This window comes from Streptomyces sp. NPDC051576 (assembly GCF_040681835.1).
Lineage (GTDB): Bacteria > Actinomycetota > Actinomycetes > Streptomycetales > Streptomycetaceae > Streptomyces.
Map to the genome: position 1 here is coordinate 694,543 of NZ_JBFAZO010000003.1, position 16,286 is coordinate 710,828.

The 16,286-nt window shown below is 69.9% G+C and carries 18 protein-coding genes; 9 read left to right on the plus strand and 9 right to left on the minus strand.

Annotation, left to right across the window (positions count from 1 at the left end; all coding sequences use genetic code 11):
- Positions 1 to 51: 51 nt before the first annotated feature.
- Together AB0M63_RS13020 and AB0M63_RS13025 are read left to right on the plus strand one after the other, a co-directional pair.
- A complete protein-coding gene (locus AB0M63_RS13020; protein ID WP_366019392.1) occupies positions 52 to 1,419 on the plus strand; it encodes a histidine kinase in 1,368 nt (455 codons plus the stop codon).
- A complete protein-coding gene (locus AB0M63_RS13025; RefSeq protein ID WP_366019393.1) occupies positions 1,416 to 2,084 on the plus strand; it encodes a response regulator transcription factor in 669 nt (222 codons plus the stop codon). Before AB0M63_RS13020 ends, AB0M63_RS13025 begins: the two co-directional genes overlap by 4 nt.
- Positions 2,085 to 2,142: 58 nt before the next feature.
- On the opposite strand, the gene AB0M63_RS13030 is transcribed toward AB0M63_RS13025, so the two are convergent.
- The 3 genes from AB0M63_RS13030 to AB0M63_RS13040 all read right to left on the minus strand — a co-directional run bounded on the left by AB0M63_RS13030 (position 2,143) and on the right by AB0M63_RS13040 (position 3,689).
- Entirely contained in the window at positions 2,143 to 2,343 is a 201-nt protein-coding gene (locus AB0M63_RS13030; protein ID WP_366019394.1) for a hypothetical protein, read from the minus strand.
- A complete protein-coding gene (locus AB0M63_RS13035; RefSeq protein ID WP_366019395.1) occupies positions 2,327 to 3,196 on the minus strand; it encodes a hypothetical protein in 870 nt (289 codons plus the stop codon). Before AB0M63_RS13035 ends, AB0M63_RS13030 begins: the two co-directional genes overlap by 17 nt.
- A 94-nt stretch (positions 3,197 to 3,290) precedes the next feature.
- Positions 3,291 to 3,689 carry an ATP-binding protein gene (locus AB0M63_RS13040; RefSeq protein ID WP_366019490.1) on the minus strand — a complete coding sequence of 133 codons (399 nt, stop codon included), beginning with the start codon at positions 3,687 to 3,689 and terminating at the stop codon, positions 3,291 to 3,293.
- A gap of 201 nt (positions 3,690 to 3,890) precedes the next feature.
- On the opposite strand from AB0M63_RS13040, the gene AB0M63_RS13045 reads away from it, so the two are divergent.
- Together AB0M63_RS13045 and AB0M63_RS13050 are read left to right on the plus strand one after the other, a co-directional pair.
- Complete coding sequence (locus tag AB0M63_RS13045) at positions 3,891 to 4,742, plus strand: helix-turn-helix transcriptional regulator (RefSeq protein ID WP_366019396.1); 852 nt, start codon at positions 3,891 to 3,893, stop codon at positions 4,740 to 4,742.
- The gene (locus AB0M63_RS13050; RefSeq protein ID WP_366019397.1) at positions 4,742 to 4,939 is read left to right on the plus strand and encodes a DUF397 domain-containing protein; all 198 of its coding nucleotides are present in this window, start codon (positions 4,742 to 4,744) and stop codon (positions 4,937 to 4,939) included. The genes AB0M63_RS13045 and AB0M63_RS13050 overlap by 1 nt, the downstream gene beginning before the upstream one ends.
- Here AB0M63_RS13050 and AB0M63_RS13055 read toward each other — a convergent pair.
- Positions 4,921 to 6,003, minus strand: a complete 1,083-nt coding sequence (locus tag AB0M63_RS13055; RefSeq protein WP_366019398.1) for an LD-carboxypeptidase — start codon at positions 6,001 to 6,003, stop codon at positions 4,921 to 4,923. The genes AB0M63_RS13050 and AB0M63_RS13055 overlap by 19 nt on opposite strands.
- On the opposite strand from AB0M63_RS13055, the gene AB0M63_RS13060 reads away from it, so the two are divergent.
- Complete coding sequence (locus AB0M63_RS13060; RefSeq protein WP_366019399.1) at positions 6,002 to 7,204, plus strand: cytochrome P450; 1,203 nt, start codon at positions 6,002 to 6,004, stop codon at positions 7,202 to 7,204. The genes AB0M63_RS13055 and AB0M63_RS13060 overlap by 2 nt on opposite strands.
- Here AB0M63_RS13060 and AB0M63_RS13065 read toward each other — a convergent pair.
- Genes AB0M63_RS13065 through AB0M63_RS13075 form a run of 3 tightly spaced genes read right to left on the minus strand, consistent with a single transcriptional unit; the run spans position 7,188 to position 9,969 of the window.
- Positions 7,188 to 7,412 (minus strand): hypothetical protein, encoded by a 225-nt coding sequence (locus tag AB0M63_RS13065; protein ID WP_366019400.1) that lies wholly within the window; start codon positions 7,410 to 7,412, stop codon positions 7,188 to 7,190. The two genes, AB0M63_RS13060 and AB0M63_RS13065, sit on opposite strands and share 17 nt — an antisense overlap.
- A 53-nt stretch (positions 7,413 to 7,465) precedes the next feature.
- Positions 7,466 to 9,070 carry an ABC transporter permease gene (locus tag AB0M63_RS13070; RefSeq protein WP_366019401.1) on the minus strand — a complete coding sequence of 535 codons (1,605 nt, stop codon included), beginning with the start codon at positions 9,068 to 9,070 and terminating at the stop codon, positions 7,466 to 7,468.
- Positions 9,067 to 9,969 carry an ABC transporter ATP-binding protein gene (locus tag AB0M63_RS13075; protein ID WP_366019402.1) on the minus strand — a complete coding sequence of 301 codons (903 nt, stop codon included), beginning with the start codon at positions 9,967 to 9,969 and terminating at the stop codon, positions 9,067 to 9,069. Before AB0M63_RS13075 ends, AB0M63_RS13070 begins: the two co-directional genes overlap by 4 nt.
- Positions 9,970 to 10,042: 73 nt before the next feature.
- Here AB0M63_RS13075 and AB0M63_RS13080 point away from each other — a divergent pair, with 73 nt between their 5' ends.
- Together AB0M63_RS13080 and AB0M63_RS13085 are read left to right on the plus strand one after the other, a co-directional pair.
- Positions 10,043 to 10,537, plus strand: coding sequence for a MarR family transcriptional regulator (locus AB0M63_RS13080; RefSeq protein WP_355917874.1), 495 nt, complete (start codon positions 10,043 to 10,045; stop codon positions 10,535 to 10,537).
- A 224-nt stretch (positions 10,538 to 10,761) separates the two neighbouring features.
- Positions 10,762 to 11,448 (plus strand): SDR family oxidoreductase, encoded by a 687-nt coding sequence (locus tag AB0M63_RS13085; protein WP_366019403.1) that lies wholly within the window; start codon positions 10,762 to 10,764, stop codon positions 11,446 to 11,448.
- Positions 11,449 to 11,451: 3 nt separating this feature from the next.
- On the opposite strand, the gene AB0M63_RS13090 is transcribed toward AB0M63_RS13085, so the two are convergent.
- Together AB0M63_RS13090 and AB0M63_RS13095 are read right to left on the minus strand one after the other, a co-directional pair.
- Positions 11,452 to 12,297 carry a helix-turn-helix transcriptional regulator gene (locus AB0M63_RS13090; RefSeq protein WP_366019404.1) on the minus strand — a complete coding sequence of 282 codons (846 nt, stop codon included), beginning with the start codon at positions 12,295 to 12,297 and terminating at the stop codon, positions 11,452 to 11,454.
- A gap of 83 nt (positions 12,298 to 12,380) precedes the next feature.
- The gene (locus AB0M63_RS13095) at positions 12,381 to 13,877 is read right to left on the minus strand and encodes an APC family permease (protein ID WP_366019405.1); all 1,497 of its coding nucleotides are present in this window, start codon (positions 13,875 to 13,877) and stop codon (positions 12,381 to 12,383) included.
- 159 nt (positions 13,878 to 14,036) lie between these two features.
- On the opposite strand from AB0M63_RS13095, the gene AB0M63_RS13100 reads away from it, so the two are divergent.
- Both AB0M63_RS13100 and eutC read left to right on the plus strand, forming a co-directional pair.
- Entirely contained in the window at positions 14,037 to 15,425 is a 1,389-nt protein-coding gene (locus AB0M63_RS13100; RefSeq protein WP_366019406.1) for an ethanolamine ammonia-lyase subunit EutB, read from the plus strand.
- Positions 15,422 to 16,231 (plus strand): ethanolamine ammonia-lyase subunit EutC, encoded by an 810-nt coding sequence (gene eutC / locus AB0M63_RS13105; RefSeq protein WP_366019407.1) that lies wholly within the window; start codon positions 15,422 to 15,424, stop codon positions 16,229 to 16,231. The genes AB0M63_RS13100 and eutC overlap by 4 nt, the downstream gene beginning before the upstream one ends.
- The last annotated feature ends 55 nt before the right edge of the window (positions 16,232 to 16,286 follow it).

Consider the following 16,286-nt stretch of genomic DNA (forward strand, 5'->3'; position numbering starts at 1 on the left):
CCGTCTCACAGGTGACGACGGCGGCCCGTCCCTCCGCCTACCGTTTCGAACGTGACCGAGACGACCCAGACGCAGACGACGCCGCCGGAAGGCGCGTTCGAGCTGTACAAGACGCGCAGCCCGGAGTTCCGGGCGGCAGTGGACGCCCTGCGCGGGCTGCGACATGACCTGTTCCAAGACGCCTTCGCCTACCGCCCGTTGCCGCGCATGAGCACCGACGGCCCGCTCACCCGCAGGCTGCCGGGCCGGTTGCGCGAGTACGCGCCCTGGGCGCCGTACGCCCTGATCACCGCGGGCGGTCTCCTCGCGATGTTCATCGCTTCGAACGACGGCTTCCGTGGCGCGGGTCCCAATCTGTTCCTCGGCCTGCTCGCCCTGGCCCCGGTCCTGCTGACGATGGTGCGGCCGGTCATCGCGTTCTGGCTGTCGATGGCGGCGACGCCGGTCGCCACCTACCTGGGGAGTTCCTGGGGCGGCGAGTGGCCGTGGCGGCCCGGCAGTTTCGCCTGCCACCTGCTGGTGCTCACGATCGTGGCGGTACGCACCAGGCCGCGCACGGCGGTGTGGATGTGGGTGCTGACGGCGGTGTACGGCATCCTGGCGCCGGCCGTCTTCCCGTACGGGGCTGCCTTCGGTACGGACACCCTGGAGATGCTGTTCCTCTCCGCGCTGGCCCTCCTCGCCGTCACCATCCGGCACATCCGCCGCGAGGCCCACCAGGAGGTCACCGCGCAGCAGACGGTCACGGCCCACGAACGCTCCCGGCGCACGCTCCTGGAGGAGCGCACGACGATCGCCCGCGAGCTGCACGACGTGGTCGCGCACCACATGTCGGTGGTCGCCATCCAGGCGGAGGCCGCGCCCTACCGAGTGGAGAACCCGCCCCCTGAACTGGAGCGCGCGTTCGTCACCATCCGGGAGAACGCGGTCGCGGCCCTGACCGAACTCCGCCGCGTCCTCGGCGTCGTACGCGCGGAGGACTACGAGGCACCGGACGCCCCGCAGCCCACCCTCGCCGACATCGACGCGCTGCTGGCCAATGTGCGGGATGCGGGGCTCGTCGTCGAGAAGGTCGTCACCGGCGCGGTGCGTGAACTCCCGCAGGGCGTCGAGCTGTCGGCGTACCGGATCGTGCAGGAGGCGCTGAGCAACACCCTGCGGCACGCGCCCGGCGCGAGCGCGCGCGTCGAAATCGGTTATGTGCTGGGCGGGTTGGGGCTGCGCGTCGTCAACGGCCCGATGCCCGAACCGAGTCTGGTGAAGCCGTCACCGGGCGCGGGGCACGGCATCACGGGGATGCGCGAGCGGGTCTCCATGCTCAACGGCGAGATGACGGCGACCCGGACGGACGAGGGCGGCTACGAGGTGACGGTGTTCCTCCCGGTCCCGATGGCGGCTTCGAGCGATGGTGACGCATGACGATCCGGGTCCTGATCGCGGACGACCAGATGATGGTCCGCGAGGGCTTCTCGGTCCTGCTGAACGCGATGCCGGACATCGAGGTCGTGGGCGAGGCGGTGAACGGCCGCGACGCGGTCGAGCGGGTGCGTGAACTCGCCCCGGACGTGGTCCTGATGGACATCCGCATGCCGGAGATGAACGGCATCGAGGCGACCCGGGAGATCGTCGCGGCGAACAGCACGGCCAAGGTACTGGTGCTCACCACCTTCGACCTCGACGAGTACGTCTACCAGGCCCTCCGCGCAGGCGCCTCCGGCTTCCTCCTCAAGGACGCCTCGGCCCGCCAACTGGCCGACGGCGTAAGGGTGGTGGCGGCCGGCGAGGCCCTGCTCGCCCCCTCGGTCACCCGCCGCCTGATCACGGAGTTCTCGAAGCTGTCCGAGTCACCCCGGCTGATGCCCACGGCCCAGCAGGCGGCGTACGGCGACCTCACCGAGCGGGAGACGGAGGTGCTGGTCCTCATCGCCCAGGGCTTGTCGAACGGCGAGATCGCGGAGCGCCTGGTGGTCGCCGAGTCGACGATCAAGACGCATGTCAGCCGCATCCTGGTGAAGCTGGGGTTGCGGGACCGGACGCAGGCGGCGGTGTTCGCGTACGAGGCTCGGTTGGTTACGCCGGGGTGAGCAGGTCCTGGGCGTCGGTGATCTGCCAGGCGCGGTCGAGCCAGACGCCGAGTTGTTCCTAGTCCCGGTTGGCGAGGATGTGCTGGCGCAGGGTGTCCGGTACGTCGAGTCCGCGGCGTTCCAGGATCATGACCACGGTCTGGGCGCGCTCGTCGGCGCGGACTTCCCGGCGGCCTTCCTCCCTGACTTTCTGGGCCGCCTCGGAGCGGAAGAAGACTCTGAGGAAGTAAGACTCGTCGGTCTCAGGCGTCGACGTCATCGATGAGGTCCTGGGCGTCGGTGATCTGCAAGGCGCGGTCGAGCCAGACGCCGAGCTGTTCGTAGTCCCGGTTGGCGAGGATGTGCTGGCGCAGGGTGTCCGGTACGTACAGTCCACGGCGTTCAAGGATCATGAGCACGATCTCGGCGCGCTCGACCTCCCGGACCTTCTGGGCCGCCTCGGAGCGGTAGAAGATGTCCATCGTGCTCATCAGTTGCCTCCAGATCTCGACCGCCACGGAGCCCGTGAGACCGGCCTCCACGTACTCTGCGTAGACGACCGCGTCGTCGGGGTCCATGTCATTCAGTGCCCGGGCCAGCGTGACCAGTATGTCAGCGTGCGCCGGATCGCGGCCATGGACGAGGCAGGACAGCACCCACAGGGCGATGTCGCCGCCCGCTTCGCCGACATCGCTGATCAGGGGCACGCTGGCGGGTCCGAGGACCAGTGGCTGGGTGATCAGGGAAGGCCGCGAGGAGAAGCCCGAGGAGATCGGCTGGGAAGCCCATCGCTCGGTCGCGGAGTCGTCGGTGAGCACGATCAGCACGGCGTCGGCGTCGTAGCGTTCGCCGAGGTAGGCCAGGTAGTACGGCCAGGACCGGCGCTTGTCCGGGTCAGGCTTGCCCTGGGACTCCAGGGCGACCACGTACCGTCTGTCCTCCGTGTCGAGCCGGAACAGTGAGTCGACCCGTCTCTCCATGGGGAGCAGCTCGGTGACGGCCGTGTCGAGCGGAGTGATCGCGAGGACCGGTCCGACGGAGAGGCCGAGGAGCCGCTGCATCGCGGTGACGAGCAGTTCGGTGTCCTGCTGGAAGACCTGGTGCAGGGATTCGTGGTGCGGGCTGACAGCCATGGTGGGGACGCTAGCTTTCGGTGCGGAGCAAGATCGGCGCATGGTTCCGCCATCACTCGATCGTGGGTACGGGGATCGGTTCGGCCCGTGGGCCTCACGCCGCCGCCAGTTCGCACCACACGTACTTGCCCCGGCTGCCGTTCCTGGAGTGCGGCTGCCAGCCCCACTGGTCGGCGCAGGCGCGGACCAGGGCGAGGCCGCGGCCGTTCTCCGAGCTGGTGAGCTGGTCCCACGGCTGTGGTGGTTCCGGGGGTTCGGGGTTCGCGTCCCATGCGCCGAGGCGTAGGACGCCGGCCGACCAGCGGACGCGCAGGGCTGCGGTGCCGTTCGTGTGTTGTACGGCGTTGGAGACCAGCTCCGTCGCGAGAAGCTCGGCGGTGTCGACGAGGGTGATCAGGCCGTGCATCGTGAGGATCAGGCGGAGGGTGCGGCGGCTGATCGTGACGGCGCGGGGGTCGTTGGGGATCTGGAGCGTGTACTCCCAGTCGGGCATGGGCATGGGTCAACTCCGTTCAGGTGATGGGGAGTTCGCGCGGTGGCTCTGCCTCAGCCGTCCTGGCAGGACGGAGCGGTGCACTTCCGCAGCGTGTGCGGTGCGTCACCGACGGTAGAGGAGTAATTACTCCTGACGCAACCGATTGGCATAGTCTGACGCCCGAACGAGGCATCAGTGATGGGCTGTTGAGGAGGGCGCATGGCCCCGAGGAGTCACGCCACTGCGCGGCAAGTTCGCCTGGGCACCGAGCTGCGTCGCCTGCGCGAGGCGGCCGGCCTGAAGGCGCGCGAGGTGGCCGAGCTGCTGAATTCGACCTCGGCTCAGATAAGCCAGGTGGAGTTGGGCCTCTCCGGGGCCAGCGAGGAGCGGGTGCGACGGCTTGCGGCTCACTACGCCTGCACGGACGCGGAGTTGATCGACGCGCTCGTCGCGATGGCGACCGATCGCACCCGTGGCTGGTGGGAGGAGTACCGGGGAGTGCTGCCGTCGGTTTTCCAGGACACGGCGGAGATCGAGCACCATGCCACGTTCCTGCGCGAGGTTGCGATCACTCACGTTCCGGGCCTGTTGCAGACCGCCGATTACGCCCGCGCTGTTTACACCTACGTGCACCCCGGCCTGCCGGAGAGTGAGTTGACTCCTCGGGTGGAGCACCGGCAGATGCGGCGGGCCGTGATCGAGAGCGCCGACCCGACGCCCTACGAGACGCTCATCCATGAGTGCGCCCTGCGTATCCACGTGGGCGACCGGCGGACATCCGCGTCCCAACTTCGCCTCATCCTGGATGAGATCGAGCGGGGGCACGTGACCGTACGGGTCATCCCCTTGGCTCAGCACGGGTTCGGCGGTGCCGGAATCTCGATGATGTACGCGGGTGGTCCGGTGCGACGCTTGGACACCGGTCTTCGGGATGCTCCTACCGGCGTCGCATTTGTCGATGCGGAAGCTCAGTTGGAACAGCTTCGCGCGCTCTTCCTTAGGATGCGAGAGGCGTCGCTGGAGCCTGCCGCGTCGCGCGATTTCATCCACTGCCTGACAAAGGAGTCGTAATGAACTGGCGTAAGTCGACGTATTCGGGCGGCGGCGACGGCGACACCTGCGTCGAAATAGCCACCCTCCCCACCCGCACCTCCATCCGCGACTCCAAGCTCCCCACCCGAGCCACCCTCTCCTTCCCCACCCCCGCCTTCACCGCCCTCGTCGAGCACATCAAGGCCGGTGACGTCGATCAGATGACCGCCGACTGAACCGTCAGGGTTCCCTCCGCCGTGTCGATCGTGGCCTGCGTGCCGAGCGGGATGGTCGGCGGGTGTGGGCCGTGGCCGGCTGGGAGGCCGCCGAGGACGGGAACGGCCAGGCGGGTCAGCCGGTCGCGCAGGACGTCGGCGATGCCCCAGCCTCCCAGGCTCGGGTCATCTGCATCCTGGTCGAAGCCGGTGAACTGGCCGAGCGCGACCCCGCGCAGCCCGTCCAGGGCCCCGCTGCGGGTCAGTTGGGTCAGTGCGCGGTCGACCTCGCCCAGCCCTGTTCCCCTCTTGTGTTCGAGGAAGAGGATCGCTCCGCTGAGGCTCGGCAGGCCGGCGCCCGCCTCCGTGCGGATCGCGCCGAGGTTGCCGCCGACCAGGACACCGCTCGCGGTGCCCTCGACGGTGACCGCCGCACTCGCTTCACCGGCGTCCCGGTGGATGACGACGGGATCGGTGGTCATCAGCGCGCGGCGAACGGCCTCGGCCGATGAGGGCCCGCACCATTCGTCGCTCGCGTTGGGGAACGGGCCGTGCAGGCCGGACAAGCGGCATCGGGCCCACAGCGCGAGGTGGAGGTGCGTGATGTCGCTGAAGCCGACCACGGGTTTCGGGTCACGGCGCAGCGCGTCGGTGTCGAGGTCGTCGACGATGCGGTAGGTGCCCTTGCCGCCCATGGCGGCGAACACGGCACGGACCCCCGGGTCGCGGAACGCGGAGTTCAGGTCGGAGACGCGGTCCTCGTCGCGGCCGGCCATGTATCCCCACTGGTCGAAGACGTGCTTACCCACCTCGGCCCGAAGCCCCCAGGACGTCAGTACCTCGACGCCGTGGGAGACATGCTCGCGGCTGGGGGGACAGGCCGGAGCGACGATCCGCACCGGTCGCCCGGCCGTAATCGCGGTGATCTCAAGGTCGGGAGCTTGTCGGAGGTGTCCATGCCGAGATGTTCCCACCCTCGCCGAAGCCGAAGCCGAAGCCGAAGCCGAAGCCGAAGCCGAAGCCGTGGCCGAACCGTCGAGACACCCCTGGTCAGGACGGGGACCGTCGGCATAACGTCCGTGCATGGCAGCCTTCGATCCCTGGGACCCGGCGTTCCTCGCCGACCCCTACCCCGCCTACGCCGAGTTGCGTGCCCGGGGCCGTGTGCAGTACTTCGAGCCCACGAACCAGTGGCTGGTGCCGCGCCACGCGGACGTATCGGCGCTGCTGCGCGACCGCCGGCTCGGGCGGACGTACCAGCACCGGTTCACGCATGAGGATTTCGGGCGCAGCGCACCGCCGCCCGAGCACGAGCCGTTCCACACCCTCAACGACCACGGGATGCTGGACCTGGAGCCCCCGGACCACACCCGCATCCGGCGCCTGGTCTCCAAGGCGTTCACCCCGCGCACGGTCGAGCAACTCAAGCCGTACGTCAGCCGGTTGGCCGGTGAGCTGGTGGACGGGCTGGTGGCGCGCGGCGGCGGTGATCTGCTGACGGATGTGGCGGAGCCGCTGCCGGTCGCGGTGATCGCCGAGATGCTGGGCATCCCGGAGTCGGACCGTGCCCCTCTCCGCCCCTGGTCGGCGGACATCTGCGGGATGTACGAGCTGAGCCCGTCCGAGGACACGGCGGCGAAGGCGGTCCGCGCGTCGCTCGAATTCTCGTCGTATCTACGCGAGTTGATCGCCGCCCGCCGCAAGGAACCCGGCGAGGATCTTATCTCCGGTCTCATCTTGGCCCACGACGACGAGGACCGGCTCACCGAGCAGGAGATGATCTCCACCGCCGTACTGCTGCTGAACGCGGGACATGAGGCGACCGTCAACGCCACGGTCAACGGCTGGTGGGCGCTGTTCCGCAACCCGGATCAGCTGGCGGCCCTCCGTGCGGACCACTCCCTGATCCCCTCCGCCGTCGAGGAGTTGATGCGCTACGACACCCCGCTCCAGCTCTTCGAGCGGTGGGTGCTGGACGAGATCGAGATCGACGGGACGACCGTGCCCCGGGGTGCGGAGATCGCGATGCTGTTCGGCTCCGCCAACCACGACCCGGACGTCTTCGCCGCCCCGGAGCGCCTCGACCTCACCCGCGCCGACAACCCGCACATCAGCTTCAGCGCGGGCATCCACTACTGCATCGGCGCACCCCTGGCCCGTATCGAACTCGCCGCGTCCATGGGCGCGTTGCTCGACCGCGCGCCCACCCTCCGCCTCGCCCGGGAACCGGAACGCAAGCCGAACTTCGTGATCCGGGGGTTGGAAGGGCTCAGCGTCGAGATCTGAGGCGCTGGACCAGGACCCAGGCGGCGAGCGAGACGGCGACCCCGCCCAGGACCGCCAGCGGCAGTTCGGCGTACAGGACGCTCCAGTCGGGGGCCGCCTCGAACCGCTGGAACCGGCCATGGACGTCGTACGACCACACGGCCAGTCCAAGTCCCGCGCCCAGTACGGCGGTCAGGCATCCTGCGGCGGCCTGCGCACGTTGTCCCATGCCCGGGACGGACGCGCGCGGGCCGCCGGAGGTTCCCGGGCCGCCGCCTCCGGTCAGGTCGTGAGGTCGCGTCGCCGTAGGCCCACGAGCCCGGCCGCGACCAGCGCGGCGGCGATCGCCGTCAGGACCACCACCGGTGCCCAGGCCATCTCGCCGCCCGGCAGCTTCGGGAGATGTCCGAAGGGGGAGATGTCCAGGACCGTCCGGGGGAGGTTCAGCGCGGGGCCGATCCAGCCCAGCAGCAGGGCGAGTCCGGCCGCTCCCCAGGACGCGGGGGACAGGCGCGGTGAGATTCCGTGGAGGAGGACCGCGAGCGCGCCCAGGGTCCAGACCGCCGGGACCTGGACCAGGCAGGCGGCGAGGATCGGGCCCGGTTCGGCGCCGTAGCCGAGAGTCAGGCCCAGGCCGCTGAGCAGCATGATCAGGGCCGCGCCGGCGAAGGCGATGGTCAGATGGCCGGCCGCCCAGCGCAGCCGGCCCACCGCGTTGGCCAGGACCGGTTCGGCGCGCCCGCCCGTCTCCTCGCTGTGCAGCCGTAGGACGGAGGAGACGGCGTAGAGCGCGGCGAGCATGCCGAACATGCCGACCATCGTGGCCAGGAACGCGTCCTCGATGCCGGACTGGCCGCCCATCCGTTCGATGATCTCGCGGGTCTTGGCGTTGTCCCCGACGAGGTCCGCCGCCCCCTTCGTGATGCCGCCGAACGCGACCCCGGCCGCGAGGAACCCGAGGCTCCAGCCCAGCACAGCGCCCCGCTGGAGGCGCCAGGCGAGCGCGCCCGCCGTACCGAGCCGTCCGTGGGCCGGTCCCGGCCGGGCGGGCAGGAAGCTCATGCCCACGTCCCGACGCCCGGCCAACTCGTAGGCGACCAGGCCTTGTACGAGGGCCGCCACGGCGAACAGGCCGAGCACCCACCAGCGTTCGGCCGCGAACGGGCGCAGGTTCTCCAGCCAGCCGATCGGGGAGATCCAAGTCCAGGTGGAGGAACCGTTGTTGGTCGTCGAGTCGCCGATCGCGCGCAGTACGAACGCCACGCCCACCAGTCCGCCGGTCAGGCCCTTCGCGAGCCGGCCGCTGTCGGTGAACTGCGCGACGATCGCCGCGAGCGTGGCGAACACCATGCCGACCCCGCCGATGCCGAGCCCGAGCGCCAGCGCGCCTGCCCCACCCTGCCCGGCGAGTCCGCCCGCGATCAGCAGGGCGAGTACGGCGTTGGCGACGAACGCCGTCGACAGGGCAGCCGTCAGGGGTGCGCGGCGGCCCACCATCGCCGACGACACGAGTTCCTGCCGGCCGCTCTCCTCCTCGTCACGGGTGTGCCGTACGACGACGACCAGGCTCATGATTCCGGCGAGGATCGCGGCGTAGCCGCCGATGCGCCACGCGGTGAGGCCGCCGAGCGAGTCGCTGAACACCGGGCCGTAGGTGGCGCGCAGCGAGCTGTTGGTGAGCATCTGGCGGGCGATGTCGGCGCGTTCGGCGGGGGTGGAGTACACGCTCTTCAGCGAACCGGGGAGCGACAGCACCATGAGCCCCGTGACGGCCACCCAGGCCGGGATCACCACCCGGTCGCGGCGCAGGTTGAACCTCAAGAGGGCGCCGGTGCCGGCGAGTTGGCGGGAGCCGCCGGTGCGGACGGTGAAGGCGGCGGCGGTCATCGGGACACCGCCCCTTCCACCTCTTGGTAGTGGCGGAGGAAGAGTTCCTCCAGGGTCGGCGGCTTCGAGGTCAGCGACCGTACGCCCGACTCGCTCAACGAGCGCAGTACGGCGTTGAGTTGGTCCGTCTCCACCTGGAGGCGCACGCGATGGCCCTGGACGTCGAGGTCGTGCACGCCGGGGAGGGAAGCCAACCCGTTGGGCGGGCCGGTGAGTTCGGCGGACACGCTGGTGCGGGTGAGGTGGCGCAGGTCGGCGAGCGAACCGGTCTCCACGGTACGGCCGTTGCGGATGATGCTGACCCGGTCGCAGAGTTCCTCGACCTCACTCAGGATGTGCGAGGACAGCAGAATGGTCCGGCCCCGATCGCGCTCCTCCTCCACGCACCGCTGGAAGACCTCCTCCATCAACGGGTCGAGGCCCGAGGTCGGTTCGTCCAGGATCAGCAGGTCGACGTCGGAGGCGAACGCGGCGACGAGGGCGACCTTCTGCCGGTTGCCCTTGGAGTAGGTGCGGCCCTTCTTGGTGGGGTCGAGCTCGAAGCGCTCGATGAGATCGGCGCGCCGAGCCGGGTCCAGTCCGCCGCGCAACCGGCCGTAGAGGTCGATGACTTCGCCCCCGGAGAGGTTGCGCCAGAGGGTCACGTCACCGGGGACGTAGGCGACCCGGCGGTGCAGTTCGACGGCGTCGGTCCACGGGTCGCGGCCCAGGAGCTGGGCGGCGCCCGAGTCGGCGCGGAGCAGGCCGAGCAGGACGCGGATCGTCGTGGACTTGCCGGAGCCGTTGGGGCCGAGGAAGCCGTGCACCTCACCGGTCTCGACGGCGAGGTCGAGGCCGTCGAGGGCGTGGGTGCGGCCGAAGGACTTGTGGAGCCCGACGACCGTGATTGCCTTCGTCATGGTTCAGAACGTACGCTTCTTTCAGAAATTTGTGAAGTTAAGGAAGTACGTGAAGCCCGGATAGGATGGGCCCATGACGGAAACAGCCGGTGGGCGGGACGCGGAGGCCGTGTCGAAGTTCGTCGAGTCCTTCGCGGCGCAGCTCGTCGAGGCCGGGATGCAGCGCATGCCCGCCCGGATCTTCGCCGCGCTGCTCTCCTCCGACGAGGGCGCGATGACCTCCGGCGAGCTGGGCGAGCAGCTACGGATCAGCCCGGCCGCGGTCTCCGGCGGAGTGCGCTATCTCGCGCAGCAGCACATGGTGTCGCGGGAGCGCGAACCCGGCTCACGCCGGGAGCGCTACCGGGTCCAGGGCAACCAGTGGTACGAGGCCCTCACCAACCGCGAAGCGGTCCTCAAGCGGTGGGAGACCGCCCTGAGCGAGGGAGTCACCAGCCTCGGCGCGGACACCCCGGCGGGCCGCCGCATGGCCGAGACCCTCGCCTTCTTCGAGTTCGTCGACGGTGAGATCGCGGCCATGATGGAGCGGTGGCGGGTGCATCGGGAGCGGGTGTTCGGGGCGGGGTGAGGTCGCGGCCGGGGGCACCTGACGGGCGCCGGGGGGCCTGGTCGTCGTCGTTGTCACGGTCGTTGGACGGAGAGCCGGTACACCGAGTGGCTGCGGAGCCCGCAGACACACCCCAAGGGGGTGCCCGGACCACCAGCATCAGGCGTGTCTGGATCGGGGTTCCCGGATTCCCGAGGCTGATGGGGCAAGCACAACACAGCCCTACGGAATCGGAGACGCACGCGATGCGCGTTGTGATCATGGGTGGGACGTCCGGGATCGGTCTCGCGGCAGCCGAGCGGCTGACGGCAGGCGGTGCCGAGGTGATCGTGACCGGGCGGGACCCCGAAAAGCTGGCGGCGGTCAAGGACCGGGTGGCCGGTGCCGAACAGGTCGACGGTGCCTCGGAAGCCGACGTGAGGGAGTTCTTCAGGCGGTTCGGCGTGATCGACCATCTCGTGCTGGCGTTCAGTCCGGGCGCGCTAGGGCTCGGGCCGCTCGCGGAGGTGAGCCCTGCCGATATCAGGGGCGCCTTCGACGGCAAGCTCTTCCCGTACCTGTACGCGATCCAGCAGGCCGAGGTCGCCGGCTCGGTCACGATGATCTCCGCGGCCACTGCGCGGGCCGCCCTGCCCGGCAGCGTGGCGCTCGCCGCGGTCAACGGGGCGATCGAGAGGATCGTATCCCCGCTCGCCGCCGAACTGGCTCCGGTGCGGGTGAATGCCGTGGCCCCGGGGGCCGTTGACACTCCGTGGTGGTCGTTCCTGCCGGAGGAACAGCGTGCGGCCCAGTTCACCGCCGTGGCGGCCGACCTCCCGGTCAAGCGGATCGGACGGCCCGACGACGTCGCGCACGCGATCGCGTATCTCGTCGGCGCCGACTATGTGACGGGCACGGTCCTCCCCGTCGACGGAGGGTTCACCGTCGCCTGACGGTCACGCACCGGGATTCCCGACGAACTTCAGGAACCGGCTCTCCACTTCCGAGCCCGGTGGCAGCAGATACGACACCAGCGTCTTGTCGTCGTTCGCCACATGCAGTTTGACGTAGTCGAGGGTGACCTCGCCGAGCAGTGGGTGGTCGATCGTACGGGGCTGGGGCACGAACGGCGCCAGCTCCTTGCGTCGCCACAGGCGGGCGAAGTCGGGGCTGGCGTCAGTCAGTTCGGCGATGAGGGCGGTGATCCCGGGCGTCAGGATGCCTTCGTTCGCCTGCGTGCGGAACAGTGCGACGGTGAGCGCGGCCTCCGCTTCCCAGTCCCGGGACATCTCCCGCACCTCGGGCGAGGTGAACGTGAGCCACAGGACGTTGCGCCGCGCCGCGGGCAGGGCGCCCAGGTCGCCGTAGAGGAGTTCGCAGCCGCGGTTCCACGCCAGGATGTCGAACCGCGGGTTCACGATGAAGGCCGGGTTCGGGTCGAGGTGGGTGAGCAACAGCTCGTACTGGGGCGGTAGTTCGGGGCGGGAAGGCGGGCCGTCCGGAGGTGGTTCGTCGGCGAGCCGGAACAGGTGGACGCGCTCGACCTCGTCAAGTCCCAGGGCCGTGGCCAGACTTCCGAGGATCTGGCGCGAGACACGGATGTCGCGCGCCTGCTCCAGCCACGTGTACCAGGTGATGCTCACCCCGGCGAGCGTCGCGACCTCCTCGCGCCGCAGCCCGGGAGTGCGCCGCCGCCCGAAGGTCGGCAGTCCCGCCTCCGCGGGCGTGCGGCGCGCGCGTCGGCTGCGGAGGAACTCGGCGAGCTCACGCCGCCGATCCCGCGTCGTCAACTCCGGGGACATCCGCGCACCTCCGGCCGCTCGGCCATCAAGACTCCAGGCCGATCGACCTTCCCAGCCCCAGCCCCAGCCCAACCAGCCTAAAGCTAACGCTCCTTCGTCTCCTCCAACACCGTCCGCCCGAGCAGCGCATACCGCTCAGGCGCCCGCCGCTTCAGATACTGCGCGTAGCCGATCCCCGTCGCCGCGACCAGGCCGACCAGCCACGGAGTCGCCTTCAGGACCAGGGAGTCGGACTCCGCGCCCGCCGCGACGCTCATGTTGGAGACCAGGAGTACGACGACGGCGAGCATCGCGAGGCCGCCGACCAGCGGGGCGGTGAAGGTGCGGAACCAGTGGCGGCTCTCGGGGTGGTTCTTGCGGAAGTAGGCCAGCACCGCGAAGGAGCAGACCGCCTGCACGACCAGGATCGCCATGGTGCCGAGGATGGCGAGGAGGACGTAGAGGGCGTTGGCCGGGTCCTTGCTGGTGAGCCAGAAGGCGACGATCAGGACCGCGCTGACCACGGTCTGCACCAGGCCCGCGATGTGCGGGGAACCGTGCTTGGCGTGGGTGCGGCCGATGGTGTTCTTGAGAGAGGGGAGGACGCCCTCACGGCCCAGGGCGTACATGTAGCGGCTGGCGCAGTTGTGGAAGGCCATGCCGCAGGCCAGCGAGCCGGTGATCATCAGCCACTGCATGAGGTCGACCGCCCAGTGGCCGACGTAGTGCTCGGTGGGGTTGAAGAAGAGGGCCAGCGGGTTCGCGGAGGAGGCCGCCGCGACCGCCTCCGTCTCGCCGTTGCCGATGATCGCCATCCAGGAGACGAAGACGTAGAAGACACCCACGCCGAGCACCGAGATCATCGTCGCCTTGGGGATGATCTTCTTCGGGTCTCGGGACTCCTCGCCGTACATCGCGGTCGACTCGAAGCCGACCCACGACCAGAAGGCGAAGAAGAGGCCGAGGCCGGCGGAGGTGCCCTTGAAGGCGTTGACCGGGTTGACCGGGCCGAAGGTGAAGCCGTGCAGGGCGACCGAGATCGCCATCGCGGCGAGGACGGTCACTTCCGTGCCCAGGAGTACGACCAGCAGCTTCTCCGCGACCGAGACGCCGAACCACGTGCCCGTCGCGTTGACGGCCAGCATCACCAGCGCGAACACCCACCACGGGATGTCAAGTCCCGTCTGGTCCTTGAACGTTCCGGTGGCGAAGGTCGAGAAGATGCCGATCAGCGCCGGCTCGAACACGGCGTACGCGAAGGTCGCCAGGAGTCCCGAGGCGAGTCCGGCGGTGCGGCCGAGGCCGTAGGAGATGAAGCCGTAGAAGGCGCCGGTGGAGGTGATGTGCTTCGCCATCGAGGTGAAGCCGACGGAAAAGATTGCCAGGACGACCATTGCGACCAGGTAGCTCGCGGGGGCGCCGATGCCGTTGCCGGACGAGACCATGAAGGGCACGTTGCCGGTCATCGCGGTGATCGGGGCGGCGGTCGCGACAGCCATGAAGACCACGCCCAGCAGGCCGATGGCGTTGGGCTTGAGCCGGTGAACGGCCCCGTCCTCGCTTACGTTCGCCGCGGGGGCGACTCCCTCGTCCACTGCCATCGGATGGCTCCTCTCCTGCTGCTCAGGTCGTCCTACGGTGCGGAACTCTGTCGGCGGTATGAGTCGGGCAAGGGTTGCGGCGCGTTAAATGTTTGTCAACCAGACCTTTAGAAATCTGGCGAAATCTGGGGGCAACACGCCCCTCGTACGGTCGCCGCCATGAGCACGTACACCTCGACCCTCGGCGGCCACGGCTACCGCTTCGGCTCCCTCGCGCGCCTCCTCGCCGCCGCGAGCCCCGAGCGCTCCGGCGACCGGCTCGCGGGGCTGGCCGCGTCGTCCGCGCAGGAGCGGGTGGCGGCTCGCCGGGCGCTGGCGGACGTACCGCTGACGGCCTTTCTCGCCGAGCCGGTGATCCCGTACGAGACCGATGACGTGACCCGGTTGATCCTCGACACGCATGACCCGGTGGCGTTCGCGCCGGTGGCCGGTCTGTCGGTCGGCGGGTTCCGGGAGTGGCTGCTGACCGCCGAGAGTCCTCAACTGGCCGCCGTCGCGCGCGGGTTGACGCCGGAGATGGTGGCGGCGGTGTCGAAGCTGATGGGGAACGCGGATCTGGTCGCGGTCGCGCGGAAGGTGCGGGTGGTGACGGCCTTCCGGTCGACCATCGGCCTGCCGGGCCGCCTCGCCACCCGCCTCCAGCCCAACCACCCCACCGACGACCCGGCGGGCGTCGCCGCGGCCCTGCTGGACGGTCTGCTGCTCGGCTCCGGCGACGCGGTGATCGGCATCAACCCGGCGACCGACAGCCCGAAGGCGGTACGGGACCTGCTGGAACTCCTCGACGGAGTGATCCGGCGCTACGCCATCCCCACCCAGTCCTGCGTCCTGTCCCACGTCACCACGAGCATGGACCTCATGGCCCGCGGGGCGCCCGTCGATCTCGTCTTCCAGTCCGTCGCGGGCACCCAGGCGGCGAACGCCTCCTTCGGCGTCACGCTGGGGCTCCTCGACGAGGCGTACGAGGCGGCGCGGGCGCTGGGCCGGGGCACCGTCGGCTCGAACGTCATGTACTTCGAGACCGGGCAGGGCAGCGCGCTCTCCGCCGACGCGCACCACGGGGTGGACCAGCAGACGGTCGAGGCGCGCGCGTACGCGGTCGCCCGCCGCTACGACCCGCTGCTGGTGAACACCGTGGTCGGCTTCATCGGCCCCGAGTACCTCTACGACGGCCGACAGATCCTCCGCGCGGCCCTGGAGGACCACTTCTGCGGCAAGGTGCTCGGCCTGCCGATGGGCCTGGACATCTGCTACACCAACCACGCCGACGCGGACGACGACGACATCGCGACCATGCTCACCATGCTCGGCGTGGCCGGCGCGTCCTTCGTGATCTGCACACCGGGCGGCGACGACATCATGCTCAACTACCAATCCGCCTCGTACCACGACGCGTTGTACCTCCGCGAGGTCCTCGGGCTGCGCCCGGCACCGGAGTTCGAGGCATGGCTCGACTCGATCGGACTGCTGGGCGCGGACGGCGCGATCAACGACGTGTCCGCCACGGCCCACCCGCTGACGGCGATCGGAAGGGAACTGGCCGCATGACGATCAGTCATTCGCATTTGGGTGAAGGTGAGTTGTGGCCCGCCCTGCGCCGTCACACGCAGGCGAGGATCGGTCTGGGGCGGGCGGGATCGGGCCTGCCGACCCACCACCGGCTGGAGTTGCAGGCCGCGCACGCGGCGGCGCGGGACGCGGTCCACTCGCCCTTCGAACCGGACATGGTGGCGCGGGCGTTGCGGGGAGAGCCGACGGTACGGGTGCGCAGCGCGGCTCCCGACCGGCTGACGTATCTCCAACGCCCGGACCTGGGACGGCGGTTGGATTCCGCCGACCGGGCGCATCTGCCGGTGGGGGAGTGGGACGTCGTCTTCGTGGTCGCGGACGGGCTGTCCAGCCGGGCGGTGCACGAGCACGCGGCGGCGATGGTGCGGGCGACGACGGCGCTGCTGCCGGCGGACTGGCGGGTAGCGCCGGTGGTGCTCGCGGAACAGGCGCGGGTGGCGCTCGGCGACGATGTGGCGTCGGCGATGGGCGCGGAACTGGTCGTGGTCCTCGTCGGCGAGCGTCCGGGGATGTCGGCGGCGGACTCGCTGGGCGCCTATCTGACGTACCGCCCGAAGCCGGGAGCGACGACGGACGCGGACCGCAACTGCCTCTCCAACATCCGGCCGCCGCTGGGGCTGGCGTACGAGGTGGCGGCGGAGAAGCTGGCCGGACTGATGGGCAGGGCACGGGAGTTGGGGGTGACGGGGGTGGCGCTGAAGGACGAGTCGGACGCACCCGTGCTGGAGAACCAGGGTTGCGTCGCGTCGGGTCACGGGTCTGTCCCAACGGATGGGTGCATGTAACAGGCATGTCTTGGGAGGCAGTCGGGTGGAACGGCCGACCGGGCCGGGTCGCTCC

Excerpts from the sequence above, each read along its gene's own strand:
- AB0M63_RS13025 (WP_366019393.1), top strand. The coding sequence starts at position 1,416 with ATGACGATCCGGGTCCTGATCGCGGACGACCAGATGATGGTCCGCGAG.
- AB0M63_RS13030 (WP_366019394.1), bottom strand. The coding sequence starts at position 2,343 with ATGACGTCGACGCCTGAGACCGACGAGTCTTACTTCCTCAGAGTCTTC.
- AB0M63_RS13035 (WP_366019395.1), bottom strand. The coding sequence starts at position 3,196 with ATGGCTGTCAGCCCGCACCACGAATCCCTGCACCAGGTCTTCCAGCAG.
- AB0M63_RS13040 (WP_366019490.1), bottom strand. The coding sequence starts at position 3,689 with ATGCCCGACTGGGAGTACACGCTCCAGATCCCCAACGACCCCCGCGCC.
- AB0M63_RS13045 (WP_366019396.1), top strand. The coding sequence starts at position 3,891 with ATGGCCCCGAGGAGTCACGCCACTGCGCGGCAAGTTCGCCTGGGCACC.
- AB0M63_RS13050 (WP_366019397.1), top strand. The coding sequence starts at position 4,742 with ATGAACTGGCGTAAGTCGACGTATTCGGGCGGCGGCGACGGCGACACC.
- AB0M63_RS13060 (WP_366019399.1), top strand. The coding sequence starts at position 6,002 with ATGGCAGCCTTCGATCCCTGGGACCCGGCGTTCCTCGCCGACCCCTAC.
- AB0M63_RS13055 (WP_366019398.1), bottom strand. The coding sequence starts at position 6,003 with ATGCACGGACGTTATGCCGACGGTCCCCGTCCTGACCAGGGGTGTCTC.
- AB0M63_RS13065 (WP_366019400.1), bottom strand. The coding sequence starts at position 7,412 with ATGGGACAACGTGCGCAGGCCGCCGCAGGATGCCTGACCGCCGTACTG.
- AB0M63_RS13070 (WP_366019401.1), bottom strand. The coding sequence starts at position 9,070 with ATGACCGCCGCCGCCTTCACCGTCCGCACCGGCGGCTCCCGCCAACTC.
- AB0M63_RS13075 (WP_366019402.1), bottom strand. The coding sequence starts at position 9,969 with ATGACGAAGGCAATCACGGTCGTCGGGCTCCACAAGTCCTTCGGCCGC.
- AB0M63_RS13080 (WP_355917874.1), top strand. The coding sequence starts at position 10,043 with ATGACGGAAACAGCCGGTGGGCGGGACGCGGAGGCCGTGTCGAAGTTC.
- AB0M63_RS13085 (WP_366019403.1), top strand. The coding sequence starts at position 10,762 with ATGCGCGTTGTGATCATGGGTGGGACGTCCGGGATCGGTCTCGCGGCA.
- AB0M63_RS13090 (WP_366019404.1), bottom strand. The coding sequence starts at position 12,297 with ATGTCCCCGGAGTTGACGACGCGGGATCGGCGGCGTGAGCTCGCCGAG.
- AB0M63_RS13095 (WP_366019405.1), bottom strand. The coding sequence starts at position 13,877 with ATGGCAGTGGACGAGGGAGTCGCCCCCGCGGCGAACGTAAGCGAGGAC.
- AB0M63_RS13100 (WP_366019406.1), top strand. The coding sequence starts at position 14,037 with ATGAGCACGTACACCTCGACCCTCGGCGGCCACGGCTACCGCTTCGGC.
- eutC (WP_366019407.1), top strand. The coding sequence starts at position 15,422 with ATGACGATCAGTCATTCGCATTTGGGTGAAGGTGAGTTGTGGCCCGCC.